Below are 25,892 nucleotides of genomic sequence, written 5' to 3'. Positions count from 1 at the left end.
TCAGCCCCAGACGTCCTCCGCCACCTGGACGATCAGGCGCAGCTTCGCCACCTGCTCCTCCTGGGTGAGGACGTTGCCCTCGACGGTGGAGGAGAAGCCGCACTGCGGGGAGAGGCACAGCTGGTCGAGCGGCACGTACTCGGACGCCTCGTCGATGCGGCGCTTGAGGAGGTCGGGGTCCTCGAGCCGGCCGGTCTTCGTGGTGACGAGTCCGAGCACCACCTGCTTGCCCGGTGGCACGAACCGCAGCGGCGCGAACCCACCGGAGCGCTCGTCGTCGAACTCGCAGAAGAAGCCGTCGACGTCCAGCTCGCCGAACAGGGCCTCGGCCACGAAGTCGTAACCGCCCTCGGCCGCCCAGGACGAGCGGTAGTTGCCGCGGCACATGTGGGTGGTGACCTTCATGCCGGCGGGCCGGTCGGCGATCGCCGCGTTGATCTGGCGGATGTAGCGCAGGTGGGCGTGGTCGGCGTCCTCGCCCCTCGCGGCCTGCTCGGCGCGCTGCGCCGGGTCGTTGAGATAGGCCAGGCTCGTGTCGTCGAGCTGGAGGTAGCGGCAGCCGAGGTCGGCCATCGCGCGCACCTGCGCGGCGTAGGCGGCGGACAGGTCGGCCCAGAACTCCTCGACGTCCGGGTAGACGGACCGGTCGACGGCGGCGGTCCCGCCGCGGTAGTGGACCATGCTCGGCGACGGGATCGTGAGCTTCGGCGTGGCCGTGGTGGTCAGCGAGGCCAGGTAGCGGAACGCGTCGGCGAAGATCGGCTCGTCGAGCCGCACCTTCTCCTTCACCGCCAGACCTGCCGAGGTGAACGCGTTGTCGCCCTCCGCGTTGTGCATCTTCACCTGGATCTGCTCGTCGGTCTTCACGATGCCGCCGAGCTGGTAGATGAAGTCCATGTGCCACGAGGTGCGGCGGAACTCGCCGTCGGTGGCCGACTGCAGGCCGACCTCCTCCTGCATCGCGACGACGTCGCGGATCGCCGCGTCCTCGGCGGCGCGCAGGCCCTCGGCGTCGAGGGTGCCGGCCGCGAACCGCTCCCTCGCGGCGAGGAGCGCGGGCGGGCGCAGGAGGCTGCCGACGTGGTCGGCCCGGAACGGCGGTTCGGTGCGTCGCGGCATGGCGGCAACCTAGCGCCGTCACCCCCGGTGCGCCGTGGTGTCTTCCGCCCGGTGGAAATGCGAGGCTGGCGGTGTGGAGCACGGGGTACTGATCTTCCTGACCGACTACGGCATCGACGGCCCCACGCTGGCGCGGGCCACGGAGGAGCGCGGCTTCGACGGGCTGTTCCTCACCGAGCACACCCACATCCCGGTGAGCCGGGAGTCGCCCTGGAACGGCGGCGCCGAGCTGCCCCGGCGCTACTGGCACACCGAGGACCCGTTCGTGGCGCTGGCCGCCATGGCCGTGGTGACCGAGCGGATCGCGCTCGGGACGGCCGTCTCCCTCGTGCTGCAGCACCACCCGATCGGCCTCGCGAAGACGATCGCGAGCCTCGACCGGCTCGCCGGCGGGCGCTTCGAGCTGGGCGTCGGTCCGGGCTGGAACCGGGAGGAGATGGCCAACCACGGCGTCGACCCGCGCACGCGGACCCGGCGGATGCTCGAGCACATCGCCGCCATGCGCGAGATCTGGACCCGCGACGAGGCCGACTTCCACGGCGAGTTCATCGACTTCGACCCGATCTGGTCCTGGCCGAAGCCGGTGCGCACCCCGCCGGTGCTGATCGGTGGCGAGGGCCCGACCGTGCTGGACCGGGTGGTGTCGCACGGCGACGGGTGGATGCCCCGGCGCGTCCGCCGTGACGAGGTGGACGCGTTCGCCGGGCGCGTGGCCGAACTGCGCCGCCGCGCCACCGACGCCGGCCGCGGCCACCTCCCCGTCTCGGTGTTCGGCGCGGTGCCCGAGCGCGACGTGCTCGACGCGTACGCGGCCGCCGGCGTCGACCGCGTGCTGTTCGAGCTGCCGGACGCGGACGAGGCCGAGGTCCTGCGCACCCTCGACGCACTGGCCGCGCTCCGCCCCTGACCCGCTCGCGGTTCGCGCCGTCAGGGGGCGGCCGCGCCGGGGCCCGCGGCGAGCTCGCCGATCCTCGCGGCGGCCTCCCGCACCGCCCGTTCCAGCTCCGACCGGCGGGCCCCCAGCTCGGCCCCGGGCACCGAGACCCCGAGCGCGCCGCGGCCGCCCTCCACGCGGACGGCTGCCGCGACCCCGGCCGTCCCCGGCTCGAACTCCTCCACCACCACGACCGGTTCGTCCGGCCGGGCGTCCCCGAGCAGGGCCCGCCCGGCCGCGGTGCCGTGCGGCGCGAGCGCCTCACCGACGTGCATCGGGCCGGGCCGGGGGTGCTCGCCGCAGTCGTCGACGTGCGCGAGGACGACGTCGGCGTCGCGGAGCACGGCGAGGTAAGCGGCCGCCCCGACGCGGACGTGCACGTCGTGCAGGACCGCACGGACCGGGGCGGAGGGGCGCACCTGCTCGGCGAGGCTGCGGTGCAGCTGGGCCACCCGGCGGCCGAGGCCGTAGCCGCGCACGTCGTGCAGGCGCACGAGGTAGCCGGCCTCCACGAGGGTGCCGATGGCGCGGTAGACCGACGGCAGCGGGATGCCCAGCCTGCGGGCGATCGCCTTCGGTGTCACACCGTCGCCCGCGGCCGCGACCGCCTCGACCACCCGCAGTGCCCGGGTGGTCGAGGAACCGGTGTTGCGTGCCGGTGCCACGCCGCCAGTGTCGGGTACAACGTCACCGACGGCACCTCACCGATCGGACGGGAACGACATGGACGACGACGAACTGCACCGCCGCATCGACGAGCTGGTCGCCGAGGAGCACCGCCTCGAGCGCGCCCACGTGGGCCAGGCGCTGTCGGACGGCGAGCAGCAGCGGATGACCGAGCTGGGCGTGCAGCTGGACCGCTACTGGGACCTGCTGCGCCAGCGCGACGCCCGCCGCCGGGCCGGCCTCGACCCCGACGACGCCCAGGAGCGCTCCGGTGACGTGGTGGAGGGCTACCGGCAGTAGCACGCCTCCGCGGTCACCGTGATCGTCGGACACGCGGGCTCCCACTGGCGGGTCGCGCGGGCGCGGGAGAGCATGCGGCGGTGCAGATCACGCCCGTGACGCCGGACCGGCTCGTCGACGAGGTCGTGACGCTCGTCGACGCCCGTCCGGGCCGGGTGCGGCTCGCGCTCGACGGCCCGCCCCCGACGCGGCCGCTGGCCCTGGCCGAGCGGGCGGCCGTGCAGCTGCGCACGCACGGCCGGGAGACCGTGGTCGTCAGCGCGGGCGACTTCCTGCGGCCGGCCTCGGTCCGCCTGGAGTTCGGCCGCGAGGACCCCGACGAGTTCCTGGACGGCTGGCTCGACGCCGGCGGCCTGCGCCGCGAGGTGCTGGACCCGGCGGGCCCGACCGGCTCCGGGCAGGTCCTGCCCCGCCTGTGGGACGCCACGACCGACCGCGCGCACCGCGCCCGCTACGTCCAGCTCCCGTCCGACGGCGTGGTGCTGCTGGCAGGCGCCCTGCTGCTGGGCCGCGGCCTCCCCGTCGACGTGGCCGTGCACCTGCGGATGAGCGACGCGGCCCTGGCCCGCACCCTCTCCCCCACCGAACACTGGACCCTCCCCGCCTACACCCGCTACGAGGACGAACGCCACCCCTCCGAGGAAGCCGACCTGGTGGTCCTGTCCGACCACCCCGACCGCCCGGCGGTCCGCAGGTGACCCTCACCACGCCCCACAACGACCACGCCCAACCCCTCACACACCAACTCCATCACCCACACACCGACTGCAGTCGCTGCCCCATCACCACAATCGGTGTGCGAACCCCACATCGAGGGCAACCTGTCCAATCACGCCCAGCCGGAAGACCAGGCGCGAGCGAAGCGAGCCGAGCGCGAGCGAAGCGAGCCGAGCAGGAGCGAGCGAAGCGAAGCGGCCCGAGCAGGAAGGCCAGGCGCGAGCGAAGCGAGGCGCCCAGTCAGAAGACCAGGCGCGAGCGAAGCGAGGCGCCCAGTCAGAAGACCAGGCGCGAGCGAAGCGAAGCGCCAGACCGAACAGGAGGCGAGCGATGAAACGGGACCCGACACGATGGGGGTCCGGGGGCGGAGCACCCGGCTGGGGGTCTGGGGGGCTAGGCCCCCCAGAGTGGAACGATGTCCACCGCGAAGCGAACGCGCTCCGTGAGCATGCGTCGCCTGGTGGGCGAGGAGGGAGTTGAACCCTCACGTCCTTTCGGACACACGGACCTGAACCGTGCGCGTCTGCCATTCCGCCACTCGCCCTTGCAGGAGGGAACGCTAGCAGAGGGGTGTGGGAGGCCCCTGGTCGGGGGGCGACATGGCCGGGGCTAGCACAGATACGATCGGCACTGCCAGCAACACGCCGATGCGAACGGAGGAAGATCGGTTGGGCCGCGTCGACAGGTTCGAACGCCGTCTCCAGGGACTGGTGGGCGACGCCTTCGCGCGGGTCTTCGGCGGCAGCGTCGTTCCCCAGGAAGTCGTGCAAGCGCTGCTGCGGGAAGCCGAGGGCCACATCGAGGAGCTCGCCGGGGGGCGCCTGCTGGCGCCAAACCGGTTCACGGTGCTGCTCAGCCCGGCCGACCTCGCTCGCATGGGGGGTGACCGAGCGGAGATCGTGAACTCGCTGTCCGGCTCTGTCACCGAACAACTCGCCGACCAGGGATGGGACACCTACGGCGAGGTCGTAGTCTTTCTGGAGCGCTCCGATGCGCTGCACACGGGACAGTTCCGCACCCGCTCGTCCGTGGACCCCGACGCTTCCCGCCGGGACGCCATGCGAGCACGCGACGCAGGAGAAGCACCCATGAGCCAGCAACCGGGCCACCCCGAGGAGAACGGGCAGTACGGATACGACCGTGGTGCCCCCGGCGGATACGGGCAGCAGACGTACGCCCCGCCCGCCTACGACCAGCGCCAAGGGGGGTACGAGCAGGGCGAGCAGGGCTACGGCCAGCAGCAGGGCGGATACCCCCAGCAGGGCGGCGGCTACGGCCAGCAGCAGGGCGGCTACGACCAGGGCTACGGCGGCCAGCCGCCGGCCGGTGGCTACGGCGGGCAGCAGCCCGCCGGAGGCGGCTACGGCGGCCAGCCGGGCGGCGGGTACGACCAGGGCTACGGCGGGCAGCCGCCGGCCGGTGGCTACGGCGGACAGCAGGGTGGCTACGGCGGTCAGCCGGGCGGCGGGTACGACCAGGGCTACGGCGGCCAGCAGGGCTACGCGGCCCCTCCCGGGTACGGCCCGCAGCCGGGTCAGCCGGGCTACGCGCCGGGCGGCGGCGGGTACGACCAGGGCTACGGCCAGCAGCAGGGTGGTGGCTACGGCCAGCAGCAGTACGAGCAGGGCTACGACGGCGGGTACGACCAGGGCTACGGCGGCCAGCAGGGCGGCTACGGCGGGTACCAGCAGCAGCTGTCGGCGTCGCTCTCGCTGGACGACGGCTCGGGTCGGACCTACGACCTCACCCAGGGCAGCCACGTGATCGGGCGCGGGCAGGACTCGTCGTTCCGCCTTCCGGACACCGGCGTGTCGCGGCGCCACCTGGAGATCAGCTGGGATGGTCACACGGCCACGCTGACCGACCTCGGCTCCACCAACGGCACCACCGTCAACGGCAACCCGGTGCAGACCTGGCAGCTCAACGACGGTGATGTCATCCGGGTCGGGCACTCGAGCCTGGTCTTCCGCGCCCAGTAGGCGAGGATCGGGCCGAGGGTGGCCGGGTGAGGACGACGTCGACAGAGATCGGAGTTCGCCGCGAGTGCCGGAGTTGGTGCTGCAGCTGACCAGGGCGGGGTTCCTCGCCCTCCTCTGGCTGTTCGTGCTGGTCGCGCTCCGGGTGGTGCGCTCTGATCTGTATGCCGCGTCCGGTCTCCGTGCGCTGGTGCCCGGCGGTGGGCGGGTCACGGCCCGCACCGGGCGTGGTCGCACGCCCCGCCAGCTCCTCGTCACGCAGGGGGCGCTGGCCGGTACGCGGATCTCGTTGGACTCCCGGCCGATCCTGATCGGCCGGGCCGACGACTCCACGTTGGTGCTCGACGACGACTACGCGTCCACGCGTCACGCCCGCATCGCGATGCAGGGGGACGAGTGGTACGTGGAGGACCTCGGGTCGACCAACGGCACGTACCTCGACCGGGCTAAGGTCACCGGGCCCACCCGTGTTCCCCTGGGCACCCCTGTCCGCATCGGCAAGACGGTGATCGAGCTTCGGTCATGAGCCGGCGCACGTTGCACCGCCGCGCCCTGGCGTTCGCCGCCCGGGCCGGCCGCGCCGGTCGATCTGCCCCTGAACGTGATGTCGGAGCGCTGAGATGACGCTGGTCCTGCGCTACTCCGCCCGCAGCGACCGCGGGCTCGTCCGGCAGAACAACCAGGACGCGGTGTACGCCGGCCCGCGGCTGCTCGCGCTCGCGGACGGCATGGGCGGGCACGCGGCGGGTGAGGTGGCGTCGTCGCTGGTGATCTCGGCGCTCGCCCCGCTCGACGAGGACGACCCCGGCGACGACCTGCTGGCGGAGCTGCGCGACGCCGCGGTGGAGGGCAACGCCGCGATCACGCGGCACGTCGCGGACGCGCCCGACCTGGAGGGCATGGGCACCACGCTCACCGCCATCCTGTTCGCGGGTTCCCGGCTGGGCCTGGTCCACATCGGCGACTCGCGGGCCTACCAGCTGCGCGACGGGTACCTGACGCAGATCACGAAGGACGACACGTTCGTCCAGTCGTTGATCGACGAGGGCCGCATCACCGAGGAGGAGGCCCACACGCACCCGCAGCGGTCGTTGCTGCTGCGCGCGATCACGGGCCAGGACATCGACCCCTCGCTGACGATCCGCGAGGCGCGGCCGGGTGACCGCTTCCTGCTCTGCTCCGACGGACTGTCCGGCGTGGTGAGCGACGAGACCCTCGCCGAGACGCTGCAGGCCTACCGGGATCCGCGGGAGTGCGCGGACCGGATGATCGAGCTGGCGTTGCGCGGCGGCGGTCCGGACAACATCACCTGCATCGTGGCCGACGTCGTCGACATCGACTTCGGCGAGGACGCCCCGATCGTGGGCGGCTCGGTGGGCGACGGCTCGGAGGACGGCCCGCCCCCGGACTCGGCGGCGGCGCGCGCCTCGGCCACCACCCTCACCCGCACGGCGCCGCAGCGGGTCGTGTCGTCGGTGGACACGCCCCCCGCGCGGCGCCGGGGTCGGCGGCTGCGCGTGGTCCTCGCCGTCGTCGCGGTGCTCGCCGTGCTGGCGGGCGGCGGGCTGCTCGCCCGCATGTGGGTGATGTCGCAGTACTACGTGAGCGCGGACGGCGATCAGGTCGCGGTCTTCCAGGGGGTGCGCGGCGAGGTGCTGGGCGTCTCGCTGCAGTCGGTCGCGGAACGCACCGACATCGCGCTGACGGACCTGCCGGAGACCGAGCGCAGCCAGGTGCGCGACGGCATCCCGACCGACGACGGCCTCGCCGGGGCGCACGGCGTGGTCGAGCGGCTACGCGCCCGCATGCTGGAGCCCTGCCCGCCGCCGCAGCCGGTGCAGCCCCCGCCGCCGCCGGTCGTCGACCCGGGCGTGCCGGTGCCCGGGATCCCGCCGGTCGACACCACCCCGCTGCCGACGCCGGCACCCGAGCCCGGGACGACCTGCCGGTCGGTGGGCTGATGAGCGCGGACCAGCGAGCGGACGGTCGCGGGGGCCGGCGATGACGGCGCCCGCGGGCGCGCCGCCCGCCGCTCCCGCGCCGCTGCCGACCGGCCGCGGGATCGAGCTCGTCCTGCTCGCGTTCGCCGCGGTGCTGGTCACGGGCGCGCTGGTGCTGGTGGAGGCCAACCAGGAGCAGGAGCTGACGCAGGCGCTGCTGTGGGTGGGCCTGGCCTACCTCGGGCTGTTCGCCGCGGCCCACCTGGCGGTGCGCCGCTTCGCCCCGTACGCCGATCCGCTGATCCTGCCGTGCGTGGCGCTGCTCAACGGGCTGGGCCTGGTGATGATCCACCGGCTCGACCTGGCCAACGCCGAGCGGGCCGCCGCCGCGGGCCGGGACGCGCCGGTGGAGCTGATCTCCCGGCAGGTCGCGTGGACCGCGATCGGCCTCGCGCTGTTCGTCGCGGTGCTCTGGGTGATCCGCGACCACCGCACGATCTCCCGCTACGCCTACACGGCCGGCTTCTCCGGTCTGGTGCTGCTCGCGCTGCCCGGCCTGCTCCCCTCGTCGATCTCCGAGGTCAACGGGGCGAAGCTGTGGATCCGGGTCGGTAGCGTCGGCATCCAGCCCGGCGAGTTCGCCAAGATCCTGCTGATCGTGTTCTTCGCGGCGTTCCTGGTGCAGAAGCGGGAGCTGTTCAGCACCGCGGGGCGCCGGTTCCTCGGCATGGAGCTGCCGCGGGCGCGTGACCTCGCGCCGCTGCTCGTGGCGTGGGGACTGTCGGTCGGCGTCCTGGTGCTCGAGCGCGACCTGGGCACCTCGCTGCTGTTCTTCGGCATCGTGCTGGTGCTGCTCTACGTCGCCACCGAGCGCGTGTCGTGGATGCTCATCGGGTTGTCGTTCTTCCTCGGCGGCTGCGTCATCGCCTACCAGCTGTTCGGCCACGTGCGGGTGCGCGTCCAGGTGTGGCTCGACCCGTTCGCCGACTTCGAGGGCACCGGCTACCAGATCGCGCAGGCGCTGTTCGGGCTCGGCACCGGCGGGGTGGGCGGCACCGGTCTCGGCGCCGGCCGCCCCGACCTGGTGCCCTACGCCGAGAGCGACTTCATGCTCTCCTCGCTGGGTGAGGAGCTCGGCCTGATCGGGCTGGCCGCGATCCTCATCGTCTACCTGGTGCTGATCACGCGCGGGCTGCGCAGCGCGCTCGCCGTGCGCGACAGCTTCGGCAAGCTGCTCGCCACCGGGCTGGCGTTCACGCTGGCGCTGCAGGCGTTCATCGTCATCGGCGGGGCGTCGAAGCTCATCCCGCTCACCGGCCTGACCCTGCCGTTCCTGTCGTACGGCGGATCGTCGCTGGTGGCGAACTACGCGCTGGTCGCGATGTTGCTGCGGATCTCCAACGCGGCCCGCGCGCCGCTGCCGCGCCGTCCGGCAACGCCGCTGCCGCCGCTGGCCGAGGCGGGCACCGAGCTCGTGGAGCGGCGCCCGTGAACACTCCCGTGCGTCGCGTCGCCATCGCCGTGATGGCGATGATCCTGCTGCTGATGGGCAACCTCACCTACGTCCAGGTCGTCCAGGCGGGTGACTACCGCAGCGATCCGCGCAACCAGCGCGTCCTGCTGGCCGAGTACTCGCGCAAGCGCGGCCAGATCAGCGCCGACGGCCAGATCCTCGCCAGCAGCACCGAGACCGACGACCGGTTGCGCTACCTGCGCCAGTACGCCGACGGTCCGGTGTACGCGCCGGTCACCGGCTACTACTCGGTGACCTACGGCTCCAGCGGGATCGAGCGGGCCGCCGACGCGGTGCTCAACGGCAGTGACGACCGGCTCTTCGGCCGCAGGCTCTCCGACCTGATCACCGGCCGCGACCCCAGCGGGGGCAACGTGGTGCTGACGCTCGATCCGGAAGTGCAGAAGACGGCGTACGACGAGCTGACCGAGCGCGGGTACACCGGCTCGGTCGTCGCGCTGCGACCGCAGACGGGTGAGATCCTCGCGATGGTGTCCACGCCGTCCTTCGACCCCAACCCGCTGGCCAGCCACGACGCGGACGAGCGGACGTCGGCGTGGCAGGAGTACAACGAGGCGGAGCCGCCGGTGCTGCCCAACCGCGCGATCTCCGAGAGCTACCCGCCGGGGTCCACGTTCAAGCTCGTCGACGTCGCGGCGGCGCTGGCGAGCGGGCGCTACACGCCGGAGAGCCAGCTCACGGCCGCGTCGGCGATCACCTTGCAGGGAACCAACACCCAGCTGCAGAACTTCAACGGCAACGCGTGCGGCACCGGCGAGACGGCCAGCCTGCGCGACGCGCTGCAGCGCTCGTGCAACACGGCCTTCGCACAGCTTGCGAGCGAGCTCGGGGAGCAGCCGCTGCGCGAGCAGGCCGAGGCCTTCGGGATCGGCACCACCGACCTGGCGGTGCCGATGCCGGTGGCCGCCTCCACGATCGGCGACATCCCCGACACCGCCGCGCTGCAGCAGTCCAGCATCGGGCAGCGCGACGTGGCACTCACCCCGCTGCAGAACGCGATGATCGTCGCGGCCATCGCCAACCGCGGCGAGGTGATGGCCCCGTACCTGGTCAGCGAGATCCAGAGCCAGGAGCTGGACCCCGTGGAGACCACGGAGCCGGACCGGATCGGCACGGCGGCGGTCGACCCGGCGGTGGCCGCCACGCTGACCGAGATGATGGTCAACAACGAGAACAGCTACTCGGGCACCGGGAAGATCACCGGCGTGCAGATCGCCGCCAAGACCGGCACGGCGGAGCACGGGTCCGACCCGAAGTCGGTGGCCCCGCACGTCTGGTACGTGGCCTTCGCCCCGGCCGACGACCCGCAGGTCGCGCTCGCGGTGCTGGTCGAGTCCGGCGGCGACCGCAGCAACCTCGCGGCGACGGGCGGCACGGTCGCCGCCCCGATCGGCCGCGCCGTGATCCGCGCCGCGCTGGGGACGGAGCGGTGACCGTCCTCGCTGCGGGGCAGAGCATCGACGACCGCTACCTGCTGGAGCGGCGCATCGCCGTCGGCGGCATGGGCGAGGTCTGGGAGGCCTCGGACACGCGGCTGGGCCGCAGCGTCGCGGTGAAGGTGCTGCGCCCCGAGCTCGGTGACGACCCGGAGTTCCTGCACCGCTTCCGCATCGAGGCGCGCACCGTCGCCTCCCTGGACAACCCGGGCATCGCCGCGGTGCACGACTACGGCGAGGACGAGGGCCCGAACGGCAGGCGCACGGCGTACCTCGTGATGGAGCTGGTGCGGGGCGAGCCGCTGTCCACGCTGATCTCCCGCGGCCCCATCGACGCCGACGAGACGCTGCGGCTCATCGAGGACGCCGCGTGGGCGCTGCAGGCGGCGCACGAGCGTGGCTTCGTGCACCGCGACGTCAAGCCGGGCAACATCCTGGTCCGCACCGACGGTGTGGTGAAGCTCACCGACTTCGGGATCGCCAAGGCCGCCGACGCGGTGCCGGTCACCCGATCCGGGATGGTCATGGGCACCGCCCACTACATCGCGCCCGAGCAGGCCAGCGGGGCGGAGGCGGGCCCCGCGGGCGACGTCTACTCGCTCGGCATCGTCGGCTACGAGTGCCTCGCGGGCCACCGGCCGTTCCGCGCCGACAGCGCGGTGGCGGTGGCGATGATGCAGGTCCGGGAGCCTCCGCCGCCGCTGCCGAGCAGCATCCCGGCCGGGGCGCGCGAGCTCATCGAGGTGGCGCTCGTCAAGGACCCCACGCAGCGCTACTCCACCGGCGGTGAGTTCGCGCTCGCCGTGGCGGCGGTGCGCCGGGGAGAGCCGCTGCCGGCACCCGGCGCGGTCACCGGCACGATCGCGCCGCCGCGGTCGCCCTCGACGCCCACGCGGGCGCGTCCCGCGGTCGGGTCCGCCGCACCGTCGACCCCGCTGCCCGCCTCGGCGCCCTTCTCCGCTCCGCCCTCGCCGCCGGTCCCGCAGCGCGCGTCGTCACCCGCATCCCGCCCGGTGGCGCACCAGGCACCCGCGGCGCGGCACGCCGGGGGCGCGGGCGATCGCGCGACCCGCTCCCGGCAGGCGCCACCGGCGCGGCGCGCCGCGCCGGCCCGTGCGTCCGGACGGGCCGGTTCCGACTCCTTCCGGCTGCAGCCCAAGTCGTCCGGGCGCACCCTGCTCCTCGTGCTGTTCGTGCTGCTGACGCTCGCCGCGGTCGCGGTCGGTGTTCTGTTGTTCCAGGGCGGTCTTCCGGGCGCGGGCTCGGCGGTTCAGCCCCCGCAGGGAGCCGGACCCGGTACGGTGACGAGTCGGGAGGGCGTCCTGGCCGGATCGGCGGTAGCCGGCGGGGAGCTCGCCACGGTGATCGTCACGGGGAGCGCCCGGTGAACTCGTCGAACCGACGGCCCGGCGCTGCGGTGGTCCCGGGACCACCCCGCTGGGCGACGCAGCCCGGCATGATGTCCGAATCCACCATGACTCCCAGGAACCGGCACCGATGACCACCCCCCGACTGTTGTCCGAGCGCTATGAACTGGGCGAGGTGCTCGGTTACGGCGGCATGTCCGAGGTGCACCGCGGGCTCGACACACGGCTCGGTCGCGACGTCGCCGTGAAGGTGCTGCGGGCCGACCTGGCGCGCGATCCCCAGTTCCAGATGCGCTTCCGCCGCGAGGCGCAGAACGCCGCGTCGCTCAACCACCCCGCGATCGTGTCGGTCTACGACACCGGCGAGGTGCAGAGCGAGTTCGGCCCGCTGCCCTACATCGTCATGGAGTACGTCGACGGGCAGACGCTGCGCGAGATCGTGAAGACCACCGGTCCGATGTCGCAGCGGCAGGTCATCGAGGTGATGGCCGACGTCTGCGCCGCACTCGACTTCAGCCACCGGCACAACATCATCCACCGCGACGTCAAGCCCGCCAACATCATGATCAACACCGGCGGCGCCGTCAAGGTGATGGACTTCGGCATCGCCCGGGCGCTGGGCGAGGGCCAGAACGTCACCCAGACCGCCGCGGTGATCGGCACGGCCCAGTACCTGTCGCCGGAGCAGGCCCGCGGTGAGGCCGTGGACGCCCGCTCCGACGTGTACGCGGCCGGCTGCGTGCTGTTCGAGCTGCTCACCGGCGAGCCCCCGTTCACCGGCGACACTCCGGTCGCGGTGGCCTACCAGCACGTGCGCGAGGAGCCGCGGCGCCCGTCGGAGGTCAACCCCAGCATCCCGTCCTCGCTCGACGCGGTGGTGCTGAAGGCGCTGTCGAAGAACCCCCTCAACCGCTACCAGTCGGCCGCCGAGATGCGCTCCGACCTCGTCCGCGTGCGCAACGGGCAGAACCCGATGGCCCCGCTCGTGATGAGCGAGGACGAGCGCACCGCGATGATGGCCCCGCCCGCGCAGGACGCGCCCACGCGGCGCCTCAACGGCCGGCACACGATGCCGCCCGGCGGCGCCGAGTACGACGACTACTACGACGAGGAGCCGCGGCGCAGCACCGGGAAGGTGATCGGCATCGTCGCGGGCGTACTGGTCGCGCTCGGGCTCGTCGGTTTCGTGGCGTACCAGATCTTCGCCGGCCCGCCCGCCGCACAGCTGGTGGAGGTGCCCGCGGTCACCGGGCTCGCCCAGAGCGACGCCACCAACCAGCTCGTCGCCGCGGGCCTGCGGCTCGGGTCGGTCGCGCAGGAGGAGTCCTCCGCCCAGGACCGCGGCAACGTGATCCGCACGGATCCCGCGGTCGGCTCCCAGGTCGAGGAACGCTCCACCGTCAACCTGGTGGTGGGCAGCGGCCCGGCCAGCGTCAACGTGCCGCGCTTGGAAGGTCTCACCGTGCAGGAGGCCCAGGCCCTGCTCGAGGAGGCGGGCCTGCAGCTCGGCGCCCAGACGCAGCAGGAGACACCCGACTCCAGCCGGGTCGACAAGATCCTCGCCTCCACACCCCGCGCGGGTGAGCCCGCGGAGGGCGGCTCCACCGTGGCCGTGGTCGTCGGCACCGCGCAGACCACCGTGCAGGTCCCGGACGTCTCCGGCCAGGACATCGACGACGCCGAGCAGGCATTGCGCCAGGTCGGGCTCAGCCCACGGCGCCAGGACTCCGACAGCAGCGACGGCGACCGGGTGTCGGGCACCAACCCGTCGGCCGGCGAGCGCGTCGCGAGGGGTTCGGAGGTCACCCTGCTCACCGGCGACGGCGAGGACGTCGAGATGCCCAACGTCGAGGACCAGACCGAGGAGCAGGCCCTGGAGCGGCTCCGCGACCTCGGCCTCACGCGGGTCCAGATCCGGCAGGAGACCACCTCCAACGACGACCTCGACGGCCGCGTCATCGAGCAGTCGGTCCGGCCGGGCGAGAAGGTCGGCCCCGACGACCAGATCACGTTGACCGTCGGGGACGCGCCCGGGTTGATCGGTTAACACGACGACGCGGCCCGCAGAGCCGGGGAGACTGAACGCATGCGCGTGCTCGTCATCGACAACTACGACAGCTTCGTCTACAACCTCGTGCAGTACCTCGCGCAGCTCGGCGCGCAGGTCACGGTGCGCCGCAACGACGAGGTCGACCTCGACGAGCTGGACGACGTCGACAGTGTGCTCCTGAGCCCGGGGCCGGGTGTCCCGGAGCGGGCGGGCGCCAGCATCGAGGCGGTCCGGCGCAGCGCGGAGCGCAGCCTGCCGCTGCTCGGGGTGTGCCTCGGCCACCAGGCCATCGGGGTGGCGTGGGGTGGTGTCGTGGAACGCGCGCCGGAGCTGCTGCACGGCAAGACCTCGCTCGTGCACCACGCGGGCGACGACCTGCTCGCCGGGCTGCCGAACCCCTTCGTCGCCACCCGGTACCACTCGCTCTCGATCCGTCCCGACACGCTGCCGGCCGCCCTCGAGGTCACGGGGCGCACGGAGGGCGGCGTCATCATGGCGGTGCGGCACCGCGAGCTGCCCGTCACCGGGGTGCAGTTCCACCCCGAGTCCGTCCTCACCGAGGGCGGGCACCGGTTGCTGGCCAACTGGATGGCGAGCGCGGGACACCCGGTACCCGAGGCCACCGTGGCCGCCCTCACCGCCGAGGCGGCCGCCGTCACGGCCTCCGCCTGAGCCGCGGAGCGCACACAGCGGCGTCAGCAGCGGGCGGGCGCGCTACCGTGGGGGCACGCACTCCGACGTCCGACGAGGTCAGCACACATGCCGAAGTCCAAGGTCCGGAAGAAGGCGGTCTACACCCCGCCTCCCAACGCGCAGCGCCCCGGCACCACGCCGGTGAAGGTCGCGGGTCCCACGCACCCGGTCTACATCGCGGTGATGCTGGGTCTGATGCTGGCAGGGCTGGCGTGGCTGGTCGTGAACTACCTGGCCGGGGACTCGATCTCGTTCATGGTCACGCTCGGCCCGTGGAACTTCCTCATCGGGTTCTCACTGATCGTGATCGGCCTGCTGATGACCATGCGGTGGCGCTGAGCTGCGGAAACACACCGATGTAGGTAGTCCCCAGTGTGGACAGTCACTGTGGACAAGTCACCGTGAGTGATCATGATGCGCCCGCCGCGGCCGAGTGGAGCCCCGCTCCCGGACTCGTCGTGCTCGCCTGGCTGGTGGCAGTCGGGGCGGCTGCGTGGTGCGTGGCGCTCTGGGTGAGCGACGCCGACCCCGCAGGCCGCCTGCTCGCGGGCGTCGCTGCCGTGGGCGCCACCACCGCCGCGCTCTTCGGCACCCGGGCGCGGCCGCGCCTGCGCGCGGACCCCGACGGGCTGACGGTCGGCGGGCTGCTCCGCTCGCGCCACCACCCGTGGCCGTTCGTCGCGCAGATCCGGGTCCTGCGGGTGCGGCGCCTGGGGCGCGAGACCTCGCTCCTGGAAGTCGACACGGTGACGGCCGACGGCAGCGAGCGCCTGCTCGTCTTCGGCCGGCTGGACCTCGCTGCCGACCCCGAGGACGTCGCGCCGCGCCTGCACGCGCTGCGCCCCTGACATGCGCGGATGTGTACCCCACATGTCGTAGTCGGGTACTCCGAGTGGTGCTCGCGCCCCCCGGTTGAGCGGTCGTGCCGATGGGCCGGGCGTGCCTACCATCGAGGTCCGCGACGAAGGGAGTCTGGATGGCGACGAGGACACCGATGCGGGGTACGGACGGCTGCGCCTCCGGGTGCGGCTGCAACCCACCCGCCTGACCCATCCCGACGAGCCACGGCGGGGCAGCCCTGACGAGGGCGCCCCGCCGTCGTCGTGCGCGGCGCGTCAGGCCAGCGCGGTGACGCCGATCAGGAGCAGCACCACGACGGTGAGCGCGACCAGCGCACCCACCTGCACCGGCACGCGGTTGCGCGCGGGCGCGTACACGAGCGCGGCCGTGGCGGCAGCGCCGAGCACGAGCCCGCCGAGGTGGCCGATCAGCGAGATCCCCGGGATCGTCACGCTGATCACCACGTTGAGGACGATCACGCCGATGACCTGGCCCGCGGGCACGCGCAGCCGGCGCAGGACCACGGCGAGCCCGCCCATCAGCCCGAACACCGCACCGGACGCGCCGGCCACGGCCTGGTTCGGCGCGTAGAACAGCATCACGGCGGCGGCGCCACCGAGCAGGGCGATCATGTAGACGGCCAGGAATCGACCACGGCCGAGCACGGTCTCGAGGTCGCGGCCCAGCACCCACAGCGCCACCATGTTGAACAGCAGGTGGATCGCACCGATGTGCAGGAACCCCGACGTGAGGACCCGCCACCACTCGCCGGCCTGGACGAGCCCGGGCACGAGGGCCCACTCGGCGAACAACGGGGCCATCGCGTTGTTCATCGGGTCGCCCGCCTGGACCACGGTCCAGGCGAAGACCAGCACGTTGAGCGCGATCAGCGTGGGCACCACGACCGGGCGCCCGCCGGGCGTGGCGCCGGCCACCGTGCCGGGCCGCCGCGTCTCCTGCCGGCCCGCGTTCACGCAGTCGACGCACTGGTAGCCCACCGACGCCTCGCGGAGGCACTCGGGGCAGGCCGGACGCCCGCAACGCGTGCAGGACAGACCGGTGGCGCGCTCCGGGTGCCGCACGCAGACGGCCGGCGGGCCGTAGGGCGCCCCGCCGGGTTGCTGCGGCGGCGTCGGCGGTCCGGCGGGGTAGGTCATCTTCTCGGCGGGTGGCTCAGGCCGAGATCTCGACGTGCTCGATGACGACGTCGGAGAGCGGCCGGTCGTTGCGGTCGGTGGCGGTCTGCGCGATCGCGTCGACGACGGCGCGGGACTCCGCGTCGGCCACCTCGCCGAAGATGGTGTGGCGGCGGTTGAGGTGCGGGGTCGGGCCGACGGTGATGAAGAACTGCGAGCCGTTGGTGCCGGGGCCCGCGTTGGCCATCGCCAGCAGGTAGGGGCGGTCGAACCGCAGGTCGGGGTGGAACTCGTCGGCGAACTGGTAGCCGGGGCCGCCACGCCCGGTGCCGGTGGGGTCACCGCCCTGGATCATGAACCCGGTGATGACGCGGTGGAAGACGGACCCGTCGTAGAACGGGCCGGAGGAACCGCCGGCGGCGTTGGGCTCGCTGTAGGACTGCTCGCCGGTGGCCAGCCCGACGAAGTTCGCGACGGTCTTGGGGGCGTGGTCCGGGAACAGGACGATCCGGATGTCGCCCTGGTTGGTCCGGAGCGTCGCGGTGTTCTTGTCGTTGCCTGGTTCGGTCACGCCCCCATCGTGCCAGCCCGGCTGCGGCGACGTCAGCGGCCACCGGGTACGGGCGCCAGCGCCTCGGCCAGGAACGACGTGACCGCGTGCTCGTAGGCGGCCGGATCGGCGTTCCAGGAGGCGGTGTGCTCGGCGTCGGGGACCTCCACGTAGCGCAGCGGCCAGCCGAGCGAAGGGGCGGCGGCGGCGAGGGCGCGGCTGGCGGCGACGGGGACGGCGGTGTCCCCCGTGCTGTGCAGGAGCAGCGTCGGCGGGCGGACCGCGGGTGGGCGGCGGCGCAGGTCGAAGCGGTCGAAGTCGATCCCGATCCGCCTGCTGGTCACCGCGGTCGCGAGGGGCGAGAGCACCGTCGGCAGCCGCCGGTTGCGCGCCTGCTGGCGCAAGGTGGCGCGCCAGTCCACGAGCGGGGCGTCCCAGACGACGGCGGCCACCCGCCCCGCCTCCGTCGAGCGGTCGAGGAACGCGCCCGTGACCGCGCCGCCCATCGACCACCCGAACAACACGACGCGCCGCGCACCGCGGTCCACCGCGAACCGGACGGCGGCCTCGACGTCCTCCCACTCGGTGTCACCGAGGTGGTAGTGGCCGTCCGGGCTCGGCGGGGCGCCCTCGTCGTTGCGGTAGCTCACCACAAGCAGCGGGTGGCCGCGCTCGTGCAGGGCCGGCAGGATCCGCAGCGCCTCACGGCGCGAGCCACCGCGGCCGTGCACCAGGACGACCCAGGTGTCGTCGTCGGCGGGGCCGGGCACCCACCACGCGGGGTAGGTGCCGAGCGGGCCCGGCACGTCGACGTCCTCGAACGGGAGACCGCGCGCCCCCGGATCCGGGTCGAAGGGCCCGGTGTCGAGCACCGCGACGCAGCCGGGCTCGGGCGGCTGCCCGCCGAGCAGCGGCCGCACCACCTGGCCGGAGCGCCGGTGTGCCACCGGGCCCACGATGGCGAGCCCGGTCGCGCGGTCGGCGGCCCAGCGCAGTCCCCAGGTGCCGGGTTGCATGGTGAGGCGCGTCGCGGCGAGCGTGACGGTGTCGGCGCCGACGGCCAGCACCCGCTCGGGGTAGACGGGGCGGATCGCCGTGTCGAGCAGTACCGAGGAGTAGAACCAGCCGATCCCCGCGGCACCGGCACCCATGCCGACGCCCAGTCCGACCCCCAGTCCGGGTCCCACCCGGCGCAGCACCGCCACGGCGACGATTTTGCCCGGCCCGGCGGCACCGCCGCAGCGCGATACCGGACGGCGTGCAGCGCGGGGCCGATCGCCTCGGTGACCTGCGGCTCCCGCGTCCACCGCATCGGGTGAACCCGCGGGCAGGAGGTGTGAGCCGCCACATCCGCCGCCGGTGGCCTTCGTTGTCCTCCCCGAGATCAACGTCGTCGCACCCGTGGTCGCGGCGAGAGTCCGCACGAAGGGAACCCACCGATGAGCAGCCTCGCTCGGAGCAGCCTGCGCACCACCGCCGCCGTCGCCGGGATCGCCGCCGCCGGTCTCGGCCTCGCCGCTCCCGCGGTCGCCGCGCCCGCACCGCAGGACGGTGCCGGCACCGACGAGGCCGCCCCCGCGGCCGGATCCTCGCCGAACGTCCTGGGCGAGCTGCCCTCGGCCGACGCGTCGCAGCTGCCCAAGCTGGCCAGCGTCGAGGGCCCGACGTTCTACACCGCGAGCCGGTCACTGCCCGCGGACGAGGACCTCACCGTCCCCACCGCCCAGGACCTGGTCAACCTCGGCGGCCAGGAGCAGCTGGAGGCCACCCAGGTGCACTACCGGACCGCGGCTCCCCAGGACGGGGACACCGCGGTGCCCGAGACGGGCGCCGACGCGATGGTGGCGGACCTGACCTCGCGCGCCCTGAACTCCACCGAGGGCAACGAGGTCCACGCCTGAGGCGCCTCCCTTACCTCGCGGGTCATCGACCGCACCACCTCCCGAGGGCGAGAGTCGACTCCGACAGCAACCACGAGTCGGATCGACGCCAGGAGGCCCCCGATGACCGCCCTTCCCCTCTCCCGCCTCACCGCCGTCCGCGACCAGGGCCGGCTGCTGCGGCTCGCGCTCCGGCTCGACGCCGCCGCATCCGGCGCCCTCGGTCTGCTCGCGGTCGGCGCGGCCGCACCGCTGAGCGGTCTCCTCGGCCCCTCCGCCGGTGTGCTCCGCGGCACCGGCGCCTTCCTGGTCGTCTACGCGCTGGCGCTGGTGCTCGTCGCGGCACGGCCGGTGATCTCCCGGCCGGCGGCGTGGGCCGTCGTCGTCGGCAACTCCGCCTGGGTGCTGGGCAGCGTCGGCGCTGTCGTGGCCGGCCGCGAGGAGCTCACCACGCTCGGGGTCGCGGTGGTGCTGGCGCAGGCGGCGGCCGTCGCGGTCTTCGCCGACCTGCAGTGGCTGGGCCTGCGCCGGGCGCGGTGAGCGGCCGGTGGTGCCCGCCGCGCGCGATGTTCCACGTGGAACGCCTCAGCCGCGGGGGCTGATCTCACCCATCTTCGACCAGCCGTCGCCGGGGACGCCCTGGACGCTGATGATGTCCGGGGTGGTGGCGACGTAGTCCGGCGCCCAGCCGACGAACTCCGTGAAGTGGTCCGACGTGACGTGCGCCTCGGCCGCGTCGTCCTGGAACGCCTCCACCACGATGAACTGGTGGGGGTCGGTGACACTGCGCGACCACTCGAAGAAGATGTTCCCGGGCTCCGCGCGGGTCGCCTCGGTGAACCCGGCGACCTTGTCGAGCCACTCGCCGCTGAGCTCGGGCCGGATCGTGAACTTGACGACGATGAAGATCATGGGAGCCTCCGGTCCGGTCGATCACGCGTGCGCGGAGCGACCCTACCGTCACCGTGCGGCAGGGCGGGTGCGTGCGACCCGGACCCGACGGCACGTCCGGGGGTCAGTAGCACTTGCGCAGCACCATCAGCGAGCGGGCGGTGATGCGCAGCCGGCCGCCCGGCTTCGCGTCCCGCTCGCGCCGGCGGGCCCGCGCCAGGAGCGGGTCGGCGGTGTCGACGCAGATCTCCCACATCCGCCCGTACGCCTCGGCGGGCAGCGTGAACCGCACCGGCTGGTGGTGGGCGTTGAACAGCAGCAGGAACGAGTCGCCCACGACCCGGCGGCCGAGCTCGTCGCGCTCCGGGATGCCCTGGCCGTTGAGGTAGACGGCCAACGACCGCGCGAACCCGGAGTTCCAGTCGTCGTCCGTCATGGGCTGCCCGTCGGGGCGCAGCCAGGCGATGTCCTCGATGCTCGAGCCGCGGATGGCGCGGCCCTGGAAGAACCGGCGCCTGCGGAAGACGGGGTGCTTCCGGCGCAGCGCGGCGATCTGGGCGACGAAGTCGGTGAGCACCGAGTTCTCGCGTGCTGCCGCCCAGTCCACCCAGGCGATCTCGTTGTCCTGGCAGTAGACGTTGTTGTTGCCGAGCTGGGTGCGCCCGAGCTCGTCACCGTGGGAGAGCATCGGCACGCCCTGCGAGAGCAGCAGGGTGGCGAGGAAGTTGCGCTTCTGGCGCTCGCGCAACGCGTGCACGCCACCGTCCTCGGTGGGCCCTTCCACGCCGTGGTTCCACGAGCGGTTGTGGCTCTCGCCGTCCCGGTTGTCCTCGCCGTTGGCCTCGTTGTGCTTCTCGTCGTAGGAGACGAGGTCGCCCAGGGTGAAGCCGTCGTGCGCCGTGACGAAGTTGATCGACGCGATGGGCAGCCGGTTGTCCTTCTCGTAGAGGTCCGACGAGCCGGTGAAGCGGGAGGCGAACTCCCCGAGGCTCGCGGGCTCGCCGCGCCAGAAGTCGCGCACGGTGTCGCGGTACTTGCCGTTCCACTCCGTCCACAACGGGGGGAAGCCGCCCACCTGGTAGCCGCCCTCGCCCACGTCCCACGGTTCGGCGATGAGCTTGACCTGGCTGACGACCGGGTCCTGGTTGACCAGGTCGAAGAACGCCGCGAGCCGGTCGACCGCGTGGAACTCGCGGGCCAGCGCGGCGGCCAGGTCGAAGCGGAACCCGTCGACGTGCATCTCGGTGACCCAGTAGCGCAGCGAGTCCATGATCAGCCGCAGCGACTCGTGCGCCCGGACGTTCAGGCTGTTCCCGGTACCCGTGGTGTCGTAGTAGAACTCGGGCTGCTCGGGCACGAGCCGGTAGTAGTTGTGGTTGTCGATCCCGCGGAAGGACAGCGTCGGGCCGAGGTGGCTGCCCTCCGCGGTGTGGTTGTAGACGACGTCGAGGATCACCTCGATCCCGGCGCGGTGCAGCAGCTTGACCATCGTCTTGAACTCCTGCACCTGCTCCCCGCGGGTGCCGAACGACGCGTAGCCGTTGTGCGGGGCGAAGAAGCCGATCGTGTTGTAGCCCCAGTAGTTCGACAGCCCGCGCTCCTCCAGCACGTGGTCGTGCACGAACTGGTGCACCGGCATCAGCTCCACCGCGGTGACGCCCAGCGACGTGAGGTGCTCGATCATCGCCGGGTGGGCCAGGCCCATGTAGGTGCCGCGCAGGTCGTCGGGCACGTCCGGGTGGGACATCGTCATGCCCTTGACGTGCGCCTCGTAGATCACCGTCTCGTGGTACGGGATCCGCAGCACCCGGTCCCCGGTCCAGTCGAAGAACGGGTTGACGACCACCGAACGCGGCACGTACGGCGCGGAGTCGGTGTCGTTCCGCGAGCGCGGCTCCCCGAACCGGTAGGCGAACAGCGCCTCGTTCCAGGTGGTGCCGCCCTCGATGGCCTTCGCGTACGGGTCGAGCAGCAGCTTCGCCGGGTTGCAGCGCAGGCCCGCCTCCGGGTCGTAGGGCCCGTGCACGCGGAAGCCGTAGCGCTGGCCGGGCCCGACCCTCGGCACGTAGCCGTGCCAGATCAGCGCCTCGCGTTCGGGCAGGTCGACGCGCGACTCGCGCCCGTTCTCGTCGAACAGACACAGTTCCACCCGCTCGGCGACCTCGGAGAAGAGCGCGAAGTTGGTGCCGCCGCCGTCGAAGTTGGCCCCCAGCGGGTAGGGCGATCCGGGCCAGATCTGCAGTGGTCCCCCTGACGGACGACGCGCGGACGGGTGCCCGCACTCCTGGTGAAGAGATCTACCCCATCGGGCGACATCCGGCAGCGCCCAGCCCGGCGACCGGCATCGCGGACGGGTCGAGCGCTGACCGGAACTCCACCAGGTTCCACCATCAGCAGCGGGCAAGCCCGTCGAAGCGGGTGTCCGGGCCGTGGAATCTCGTCGCCTTGAAGGTAACCGTCGCGTTCGGCGCGATCACGAAACATTCGCTGTCGGGACCCCACGCCATGATCACCTTAGCTCGTTGCACGTCCGTACAGCCGTTGTCGACGTGGAACGTCTGGGAGTAGTACCCGGGCACTTCAGGCCGTACTTTGACGCATGTCGGCGGTCTGAGCTGCCTACCCGGGAAGAGGCCTACGGGAGATCGACGACACCATCAGCGCCGGCTGCCGGTAGCTCGCCCCGCATGAGCAATTTCTCGATGAATCCGCTTGCGTATACCATCCCAGCGGTTTCGGCTTCCATGCCCGCGCCCGTCGCCGGAAGGATTACGCTTGATCGCCGGACGTCGATCCCGCCGTGACGCGAGCTCTGAATCCGTACACAACAGGTCCAGTCGCCCGCCTCGTTGACACTCACAGCCCAGCTCCTCAGCGTCCCCAACGATTCTCGAGCCAGGTTCGACATGATGTTCGATACCGCAACACTGCTGGCCGTCAGCACGTAGGTTGCGCTCTCCGGAACGTCCCCCATCACTACTCCTCTATTCAACGAATGCCGTGATGATGCCGACTGGCCGATCATCAAAGCTGTTGCGCAGATCCTCACGTTCCGTGTACGCCACCCGGATTCCACTTCCCGAGCACGTCACAGTTTCGTCCTGCTTGTGAGGCGGTGGCCTACAGCTATCGAGAACGGCTTGAACGATCGAGTAGTCGGGGACGTGCCCGCCATGGTTACCCTGGATATGAGCCTCACCGAACCCACGAAGGCCGGCCACATCTCGATGGCCACGACGCAGCGGCAGGTCTTCACCATTGGGCCCCTGAAAGGTCGTGACGATAGTCCAATCGATAGGGTTCGGGTTGGCCGTCACGGAGGCGGGCGAACCTGCCGCGGTGACAGCCACGAAAGCAACCAGTCCAGCAATAAACGTGGCGAGTGCCGTGAACAACCGTCTGCATTGGTCCGAACGTCGCGTCATCTCCAACTCCCAGGCGTCGGCATGAGATCTTGAGCATCGCGCAGGCACGTCGGAGGCAGTGACGAACGCAGTGCCTTCACCCGAAAGACTAGAGATCGAGCTTCGGGCTCCTGTGTGCCGACTCCAACCGGGGCCGGCCCTGTCGCGGCGACTCGCGGACGATGCCTGCGTGCGTGGTATACCAAGACGATGACGCAGGATCCGGCGCCCGTGCTGCCCCCGCTGGGCCGCTCGACCACGCGCTCGGACCTGGTGGCCGCGTCGATCAAGTCCGCGATCCTGTCCGGTCGGCTGCAGCCCGACGAGGTGCTCGTGGAGCGGCGGCTGGCCGAGCAGCTGGGCGTGTCGAAGACCCCGGTGCGCGAGGCGCTGATCGCGCTGACGTCCTCCGGGCTGCTCACGCCCACCCGCAACCGCGGCATCGCGGTGCGGCGGCTGCGGGCCGAGGACGTGCAGCGGATCTACGAGATGCGGATGCTCGTGGAGCCGTGGGCGGCGGCGCAGGTCGCCGGTGGCGACCGGTTCGACGCCGCCGAGGCGCGCCGGGCGCTCGAGGACGCCGCGCGGTTCCTCGAGGCCGACGACCACGGCGGGTTGAGCATGGCCAACCGCCGGTTCCACCGGTGCCTCTACTCCACCTGTCCGAACGAGCTGGCCGTGCGCACCCTCGACGACCTGCAGGACCTCACCGCGCTCGGCACCGTCAGCCTGCTGTGGGAGCAGTGGCCGACCTGGCGCGACGAGGCGCAGGAGCACCACGAGATCCTCGCCGCGGTCGAGGGGGGCCAGGCCGACGCGACGGAGCGGCTGGTGCGCGGCCACATCCAGCGCTCGATCACGCGGCTGTCCCGCCTGCGCGCGCGGGCCGAGGCCGCGAGCTGACTCCCGGGGCCGCCGGCACACACCTCTCCACCTCGGCACAGACGCCCGGGCGTGGGTGCGCAGTGGTGCAGGTGTGTGCGAGCCGCGCGAGGCCCCCGCCGTCGCGGCCTCGCCCTGCGGTTGGTCGACCAGGACTGTCGGGGTGCGCTCGTAAGTTCCCGGACATGACGGCAGAACCGGCTCGTGATCCACGTCCGCTGTTCGCGCGATCGCTGGACCAGACCGATCAACAGGTCGCGGCCGTGTGCCCCGATGAGCTGGGCAACCCCACGCCCTGCGCCGACTACGACGTCCGCGCGCTGCTCGGGCACGTGGTCGCGGTGCTCCACAAGCTCGCACGCGTCGGCGCCGGAGCCGACGTGCGGGGTGCCCCGGACGTGGTCGACGGCATCGGCGACGACGGCTGGGCCGACGCGGTCACCCGGGCCCGCGGCGAGGTCGAGCGGGTGTGGGCCGACGACAGGATGCTCGAGCGCATGGTCACCCTGCCGTGGGCCACGCTGCCCGGCCGTGACGTGCTCGACGCCTACGCCCACGAGTTCACGGTCCATTCCTGGGACCTCGCGCACGCCACCGACCGGCTCGCCGACCTCGACCCCGACCTCGCCGCCCAGGCGCTCGAGGCGTTCCCGAGGTTCGCGCCGCCGGAAGCGCGCAGCGAGCAGGGCTCGTTCGCGCCGGTCGTGCCGGTGCCCGACGACGCCGACGCCTACACCCGGCTGGCCGCCTACCTGGGACGCCGGCCCTAGTGGTCCCCCACCGTCGTCATGCACGTCCGGCGCGGTACTCCGCCAGCGTCTGCTCGTCCGGCGGGTAGGTGCCGCGCAGCGGCGCGCCGGCCTCGATCTTCGCCAGCACGAACTCCTCCAGGCCCTCCTGCTCGACGGCGGCCGCGGCGACCTCGTCGGCCAGGTGCCGGGGCACGCAGACCACGCCGTCCTGGTCGCCGACCATGATGTCGCCCGGGTAGACGGCCACCTCGGCGCAGCCGATCGGCACCTGCAGGTCGCAGGCGTGGTGCTGGGCGAGGTTCGTGGTGGCGGACGCGCCCGCCGCGAACGCCGGCAGCGCCAGCTCGGCGAACCCCGCGCTGTCGCGCACCGAGCCGTCGGTCACCACCCCTGCAGCGCCGCGCTGCCGCAGCCGCGTCGCGAGGATGTGCCCGAGCGACGCCGCACGCGTCTGCCCCCGGGCGTCGACGACGAGCACCGCACCCGGCGGCACCGTCTCGATCGCCCGCCGCTGCGGGTGGTCGTAGTCCTGGTAGACCGAGAGCGTGTCCACGTCCTCGCGGGACGGGATGCAGCGCAGCGTGAAGGCCTCACCCGCCATCCGCGTGCACGTCGGGTTGAGTGCGGTGAGGCCGTGCAGGAACGTGTTGCGCAGGCCGCGCGCCATCAGCTGGGTCGTCACGGTCGCCGTGCTCACGGCGCGCAGGGCCTCCAGGGTGGCGGGGTCCACGGATGCCTCGGTCGTCGTCATGGCACTCCTCATCTCCACATCGTCGTGGTATACCAATACACCAAGATGCCACTCGGCGATGACGACGAGGAGTG

The 25,892-nt window shown here is 72.6% G+C and carries 27 protein-coding genes and 1 tRNA gene; 17 read left to right on the top strand and 11 right to left on the bottom strand.

Annotated elements, in window-relative coordinates; genetic code table 11:
• Window positions 1-1,119 carry a 5-methyltetrahydropteroyltriglutamate--homocysteine S-methyltransferase gene (locus FB558_RS14830; protein ID WP_142053072.1) on the bottom strand — a complete coding sequence of 373 codons (1,119 nt, stop codon included), beginning with the start codon at window positions 1,117-1,119 and terminating at the stop codon, window positions 1-3.
• 73 nt (window positions 1,120-1,192) lie between these two features.
• Here FB558_RS14830 and FB558_RS14825 point away from each other — a divergent pair, with 73 nt between their 5' ends.
• A complete protein-coding gene (locus tag FB558_RS14825) occupies window positions 1,193-2,026 on the top strand; it encodes an LLM class F420-dependent oxidoreductase (protein WP_142053070.1) in 834 nt (277 codons plus the stop codon).
• Between the two features lie 20 nt (window positions 2,027-2,046).
• Here FB558_RS14825 and FB558_RS14820 read toward each other — a convergent pair whose 3' ends face one another.
• Window positions 2,047-2,718: an IclR family transcriptional regulator gene (locus tag FB558_RS14820; RefSeq protein ID WP_142053068.1), complete on the bottom strand. Its 672-nt coding sequence runs from the start codon at window positions 2,716-2,718 to the stop codon at window positions 2,047-2,049.
• Between the two features lie 58 nt (window positions 2,719-2,776).
• Here FB558_RS14820 and FB558_RS14815 point away from each other — a divergent pair, with 58 nt between their 5' ends.
• Together FB558_RS14815 and FB558_RS14810 are read left to right on the top strand one after the other, a co-directional pair.
• Window positions 2,777-3,019: a DUF2630 family protein gene (locus FB558_RS14815; RefSeq protein ID WP_142053066.1), complete on the top strand. Its 243-nt coding sequence runs from the start codon at window positions 2,777-2,779 to the stop codon at window positions 3,017-3,019.
• 80 nt (window positions 3,020-3,099) lie between these two features.
• A complete protein-coding gene (locus tag FB558_RS14810) occupies window positions 3,100-3,717 on the top strand; it encodes a nucleoside/nucleotide kinase family protein (RefSeq protein WP_142053064.1) in 618 nt (205 codons plus the stop codon).
• A gap of 477 nt (window positions 3,718-4,194) precedes the next feature.
• On the opposite strand, the gene FB558_RS14805 is transcribed toward FB558_RS14810, so the two are convergent.
• Window positions 4,195-4,280, bottom strand: a tRNA-Leu gene (locus FB558_RS14805).
• A 124-nt stretch (window positions 4,281-4,404) separates the two neighbouring features.
• Between FB558_RS14805 and FB558_RS14800 the strand changes: the two genes are divergently transcribed.
• The 10 genes from FB558_RS14800 to FB558_RS14755 all read left to right on the top strand — a co-directional run bounded on the left by FB558_RS14800 (window position 4,405) and on the right by FB558_RS14755 (window position 15,580).
• Entirely contained in the window at window positions 4,405-5,715 is a 1,311-nt protein-coding gene (locus FB558_RS14800; RefSeq protein ID WP_142053062.1) for an FHA domain-containing protein, read from the top strand.
• A gap of 64 nt (window positions 5,716-5,779) precedes the next feature.
• Window positions 5,780-6,238 carry an FHA domain-containing protein FhaB/FipA gene (locus tag FB558_RS14795; protein ID WP_142053060.1) on the top strand — a complete coding sequence of 153 codons (459 nt, stop codon included), beginning with the start codon at window positions 5,780-5,782 and terminating at the stop codon, window positions 6,236-6,238.
• A gap of 94 nt (window positions 6,239-6,332) precedes the next feature.
• Window positions 6,333-7,673, top strand: a complete 1,341-nt coding sequence (locus tag FB558_RS14790; RefSeq protein ID WP_142053058.1) for a PP2C family protein-serine/threonine phosphatase — start codon at window positions 6,333-6,335, stop codon at window positions 7,671-7,673.
• Window positions 7,674-7,713: 40 nt separating this feature from the next.
• Window positions 7,714-9,144: an FtsW/RodA/SpoVE family cell cycle protein gene (locus FB558_RS14785; protein ID WP_142053056.1), complete on the top strand. Its 1,431-nt coding sequence runs from the start codon at window positions 7,714-7,716 to the stop codon at window positions 9,142-9,144.
• Window positions 9,141-10,619 carry a peptidoglycan D,D-transpeptidase FtsI family protein gene (locus FB558_RS14780; protein ID WP_142053054.1) on the top strand — a complete coding sequence of 493 codons (1,479 nt, stop codon included), beginning with the start codon at window positions 9,141-9,143 and terminating at the stop codon, window positions 10,617-10,619. Before FB558_RS14785 ends, FB558_RS14780 begins: the two co-directional genes overlap by 4 nt.
• Window positions 10,616-12,010, top strand: coding sequence for a serine/threonine-protein kinase (locus FB558_RS14775; protein WP_246106437.1), 1,395 nt, complete (start codon window positions 10,616-10,618; stop codon window positions 12,008-12,010). The genes FB558_RS14780 and FB558_RS14775 overlap by 4 nt, the downstream gene beginning before the upstream one ends.
• A gap of 109 nt (window positions 12,011-12,119) precedes the next feature.
• Window positions 12,120-14,036, top strand: a complete 1,917-nt coding sequence (gene pknB / locus FB558_RS14770; protein WP_142053052.1) for a Stk1 family PASTA domain-containing Ser/Thr kinase — start codon at window positions 12,120-12,122, stop codon at window positions 14,034-14,036.
• Between the two features lie 39 nt (window positions 14,037-14,075).
• Window positions 14,076-14,711 (top strand): aminodeoxychorismate/anthranilate synthase component II, encoded by a 636-nt coding sequence (locus tag FB558_RS14765; protein WP_142053050.1) that lies wholly within the window; start codon window positions 14,076-14,078, stop codon window positions 14,709-14,711.
• Between the two features lie 87 nt (window positions 14,712-14,798).
• Complete coding sequence (gene crgA, locus FB558_RS14760; protein WP_142053048.1) at window positions 14,799-15,071, top strand: cell division protein CrgA; 273 nt, start codon at window positions 14,799-14,801, stop codon at window positions 15,069-15,071.
• 62 nt (window positions 15,072-15,133) lie between these two features.
• Window positions 15,134-15,580: a PH domain-containing protein gene (locus FB558_RS14755; protein ID WP_170231306.1), complete on the top strand. Its 447-nt coding sequence runs from the start codon at window positions 15,134-15,136 to the stop codon at window positions 15,578-15,580.
• Window positions 15,581-15,847: 267 nt separating this feature from the next.
• On the opposite strand, the gene FB558_RS14750 is transcribed toward FB558_RS14755, so the two are convergent.
• The 3 genes from FB558_RS14750 to FB558_RS14740 are packed head-to-tail and all read right to left on the bottom strand — an operon-like array spanning window position 15,848 to window position 18,463.
• Window positions 15,848-16,729: a rhomboid family intramembrane serine protease gene (locus FB558_RS14750; protein ID WP_142053044.1), complete on the bottom strand. Its 882-nt coding sequence runs from the start codon at window positions 16,727-16,729 to the stop codon at window positions 15,848-15,850.
• Between the two features lie 16 nt (window positions 16,730-16,745).
• Complete coding sequence (locus FB558_RS14745) at window positions 16,746-17,279, bottom strand: peptidylprolyl isomerase (RefSeq protein ID WP_142053042.1); 534 nt, start codon at window positions 17,277-17,279, stop codon at window positions 16,746-16,748.
• A gap of 32 nt (window positions 17,280-17,311) precedes the next feature.
• Complete coding sequence (locus FB558_RS14740; RefSeq protein WP_246106436.1) at window positions 17,312-18,463, bottom strand: alpha/beta hydrolase family protein; 1,152 nt, start codon at window positions 18,461-18,463, stop codon at window positions 17,312-17,314.
• 234 nt (window positions 18,464-18,697) lie between these two features.
• Here FB558_RS14740 and FB558_RS14735 point away from each other — a divergent pair, with 234 nt between their 5' ends.
• Both FB558_RS14735 and FB558_RS14730 read left to right on the top strand, forming a co-directional pair.
• The gene (locus tag FB558_RS14735; RefSeq protein ID WP_142053040.1) at window positions 18,698-19,159 is read left to right on the top strand and encodes a hypothetical protein; all 462 of its coding nucleotides are present in this window, start codon (window positions 18,698-18,700) and stop codon (window positions 19,157-19,159) included.
• Between the two features lie 102 nt (window positions 19,160-19,261).
• The gene (locus tag FB558_RS14730; RefSeq protein WP_142053038.1) at window positions 19,262-19,678 is read left to right on the top strand and encodes a hypothetical protein; all 417 of its coding nucleotides are present in this window, start codon (window positions 19,262-19,264) and stop codon (window positions 19,676-19,678) included.
• A gap of 45 nt (window positions 19,679-19,723) precedes the next feature.
• Here FB558_RS14730 and FB558_RS14725 read toward each other — a convergent pair whose 3' ends face one another.
• The 4 genes from FB558_RS14725 to FB558_RS14710 form a co-directional block, all read right to left on the bottom strand.
• On the bottom strand, window positions 19,724-20,050 hold the full coding sequence (locus FB558_RS14725; RefSeq protein WP_142053036.1) for a putative quinol monooxygenase: 327 nt from the start codon (window positions 20,048-20,050) through the stop codon (window positions 19,724-19,726).
• A 103-nt stretch (window positions 20,051-20,153) separates the two neighbouring features.
• A complete protein-coding gene (gene glgX, locus FB558_RS14720; RefSeq protein WP_142054230.1) occupies window positions 20,154-22,271 on the bottom strand; it encodes a glycogen debranching protein GlgX in 2,118 nt (705 codons plus the stop codon).
• A 393-nt stretch (window positions 22,272-22,664) separates the two neighbouring features.
• Window positions 22,665-23,003, bottom strand: coding sequence for a hypothetical protein (locus FB558_RS14715; RefSeq protein WP_142053034.1), 339 nt, complete (start codon window positions 23,001-23,003; stop codon window positions 22,665-22,667).
• Between the two features lie 10 nt (window positions 23,004-23,013).
• Window positions 23,014-23,379 carry a hypothetical protein gene (locus FB558_RS14710; protein ID WP_142053032.1) on the bottom strand — a complete coding sequence of 122 codons (366 nt, stop codon included), beginning with the start codon at window positions 23,377-23,379 and terminating at the stop codon, window positions 23,014-23,016.
• 264 nt (window positions 23,380-23,643) lie between these two features.
• On the opposite strand from FB558_RS14710, the gene FB558_RS14705 reads away from it, so the two are divergent.
• Window positions 23,644-24,336 (top strand): GntR family transcriptional regulator, encoded by a 693-nt coding sequence (locus FB558_RS14705; protein ID WP_142053030.1) that lies wholly within the window; start codon window positions 23,644-23,646, stop codon window positions 24,334-24,336.
• A gap of 164 nt (window positions 24,337-24,500) precedes the next feature.
• Entirely contained in the window at window positions 24,501-25,085 is a 585-nt protein-coding gene (locus tag FB558_RS14700; protein ID WP_142053028.1) for a TIGR03086 family metal-binding protein, read from the top strand.
• Between the two features lie 16 nt (window positions 25,086-25,101).
• Here FB558_RS14700 and FB558_RS14695 read toward each other — a convergent pair whose 3' ends face one another.
• Entirely contained in the window at window positions 25,102-25,818 is a 717-nt protein-coding gene (locus FB558_RS14695; protein WP_142053026.1) for a ribonuclease activity regulator RraA, read from the bottom strand.
• Window positions 25,819-25,892 lie beyond the last annotated feature (74 nt).

Source organism: Pseudonocardia kunmingensis (assembly GCF_006716445.1).
Taxonomy (GTDB): domain Bacteria; phylum Actinomycetota; class Actinomycetes; order Mycobacteriales; family Pseudonocardiaceae; genus Pseudonocardia; species Pseudonocardia kunmingensis.
Note: the sequence above shows the minus strand (reverse complement) of the source record. Positions and strands in the feature narration are given on the sequence as shown.

Excerpts from the sequence above, each read along its gene's own strand:
- crgA (WP_142053048.1), top strand. The coding sequence starts at position 14,799 with ATGCCGAAGTCCAAGGTCCGGAAGAAGGCGGTCTACACCCCGCCTCCC.
- FB558_RS14735 (WP_142053040.1), top strand. The coding sequence starts at position 18,698 with ATGAGCAGCCTCGCTCGGAGCAGCCTGCGCACCACCGCCGCCGTCGCC.
- pknB (WP_142053052.1), top strand. The coding sequence starts at position 12,120 with ATGACCACCCCCCGACTGTTGTCCGAGCGCTATGAACTGGGCGAGGTG.
- FB558_RS14695 (WP_142053026.1), bottom strand. The coding sequence starts at position 25,818 with ATGACGACGACCGAGGCATCCGTGGACCCCGCCACCCTGGAGGCCCTG.
- FB558_RS14790 (WP_142053058.1), top strand. The coding sequence starts at position 6,333 with ATGACGCTGGTCCTGCGCTACTCCGCCCGCAGCGACCGCGGGCTCGTC.
- FB558_RS14705 (WP_142053030.1), top strand. The coding sequence starts at position 23,644 with ATGACGCAGGATCCGGCGCCCGTGCTGCCCCCGCTGGGCCGCTCGACC.
- FB558_RS14765 (WP_142053050.1), top strand. The coding sequence starts at position 14,076 with ATGCGCGTGCTCGTCATCGACAACTACGACAGCTTCGTCTACAACCTC.
- FB558_RS14815 (WP_142053066.1), top strand. The coding sequence starts at position 2,777 with ATGGACGACGACGAACTGCACCGCCGCATCGACGAGCTGGTCGCCGAG.
- FB558_RS14785 (WP_142053056.1), top strand. The coding sequence starts at position 7,714 with ATGACGGCGCCCGCGGGCGCGCCGCCCGCCGCTCCCGCGCCGCTGCCG.
- FB558_RS14715 (WP_142053034.1), bottom strand. The coding sequence starts at position 23,003 with ATGGGGGACGTTCCGGAGAGCGCAACCTACGTGCTGACGGCCAGCAGT.
- FB558_RS14830 (WP_142053072.1), bottom strand. The coding sequence starts at position 1,119 with ATGCCGCGACGCACCGAACCGCCGTTCCGGGCCGACCACGTCGGCAGC.
- FB558_RS14750 (WP_142053044.1), bottom strand. The coding sequence starts at position 16,729 with ATGACCTACCCCGCCGGACCGCCGACGCCGCCGCAGCAACCCGGCGGG.
- FB558_RS14730 (WP_142053038.1), top strand. The coding sequence starts at position 19,262 with ATGACCGCCCTTCCCCTCTCCCGCCTCACCGCCGTCCGCGACCAGGGC.
- FB558_RS14725 (WP_142053036.1), bottom strand. The coding sequence starts at position 20,050 with ATGATCTTCATCGTCGTCAAGTTCACGATCCGGCCCGAGCTCAGCGGC.
- FB558_RS14700 (WP_142053028.1), top strand. The coding sequence starts at position 24,501 with ATGACGGCAGAACCGGCTCGTGATCCACGTCCGCTGTTCGCGCGATCG.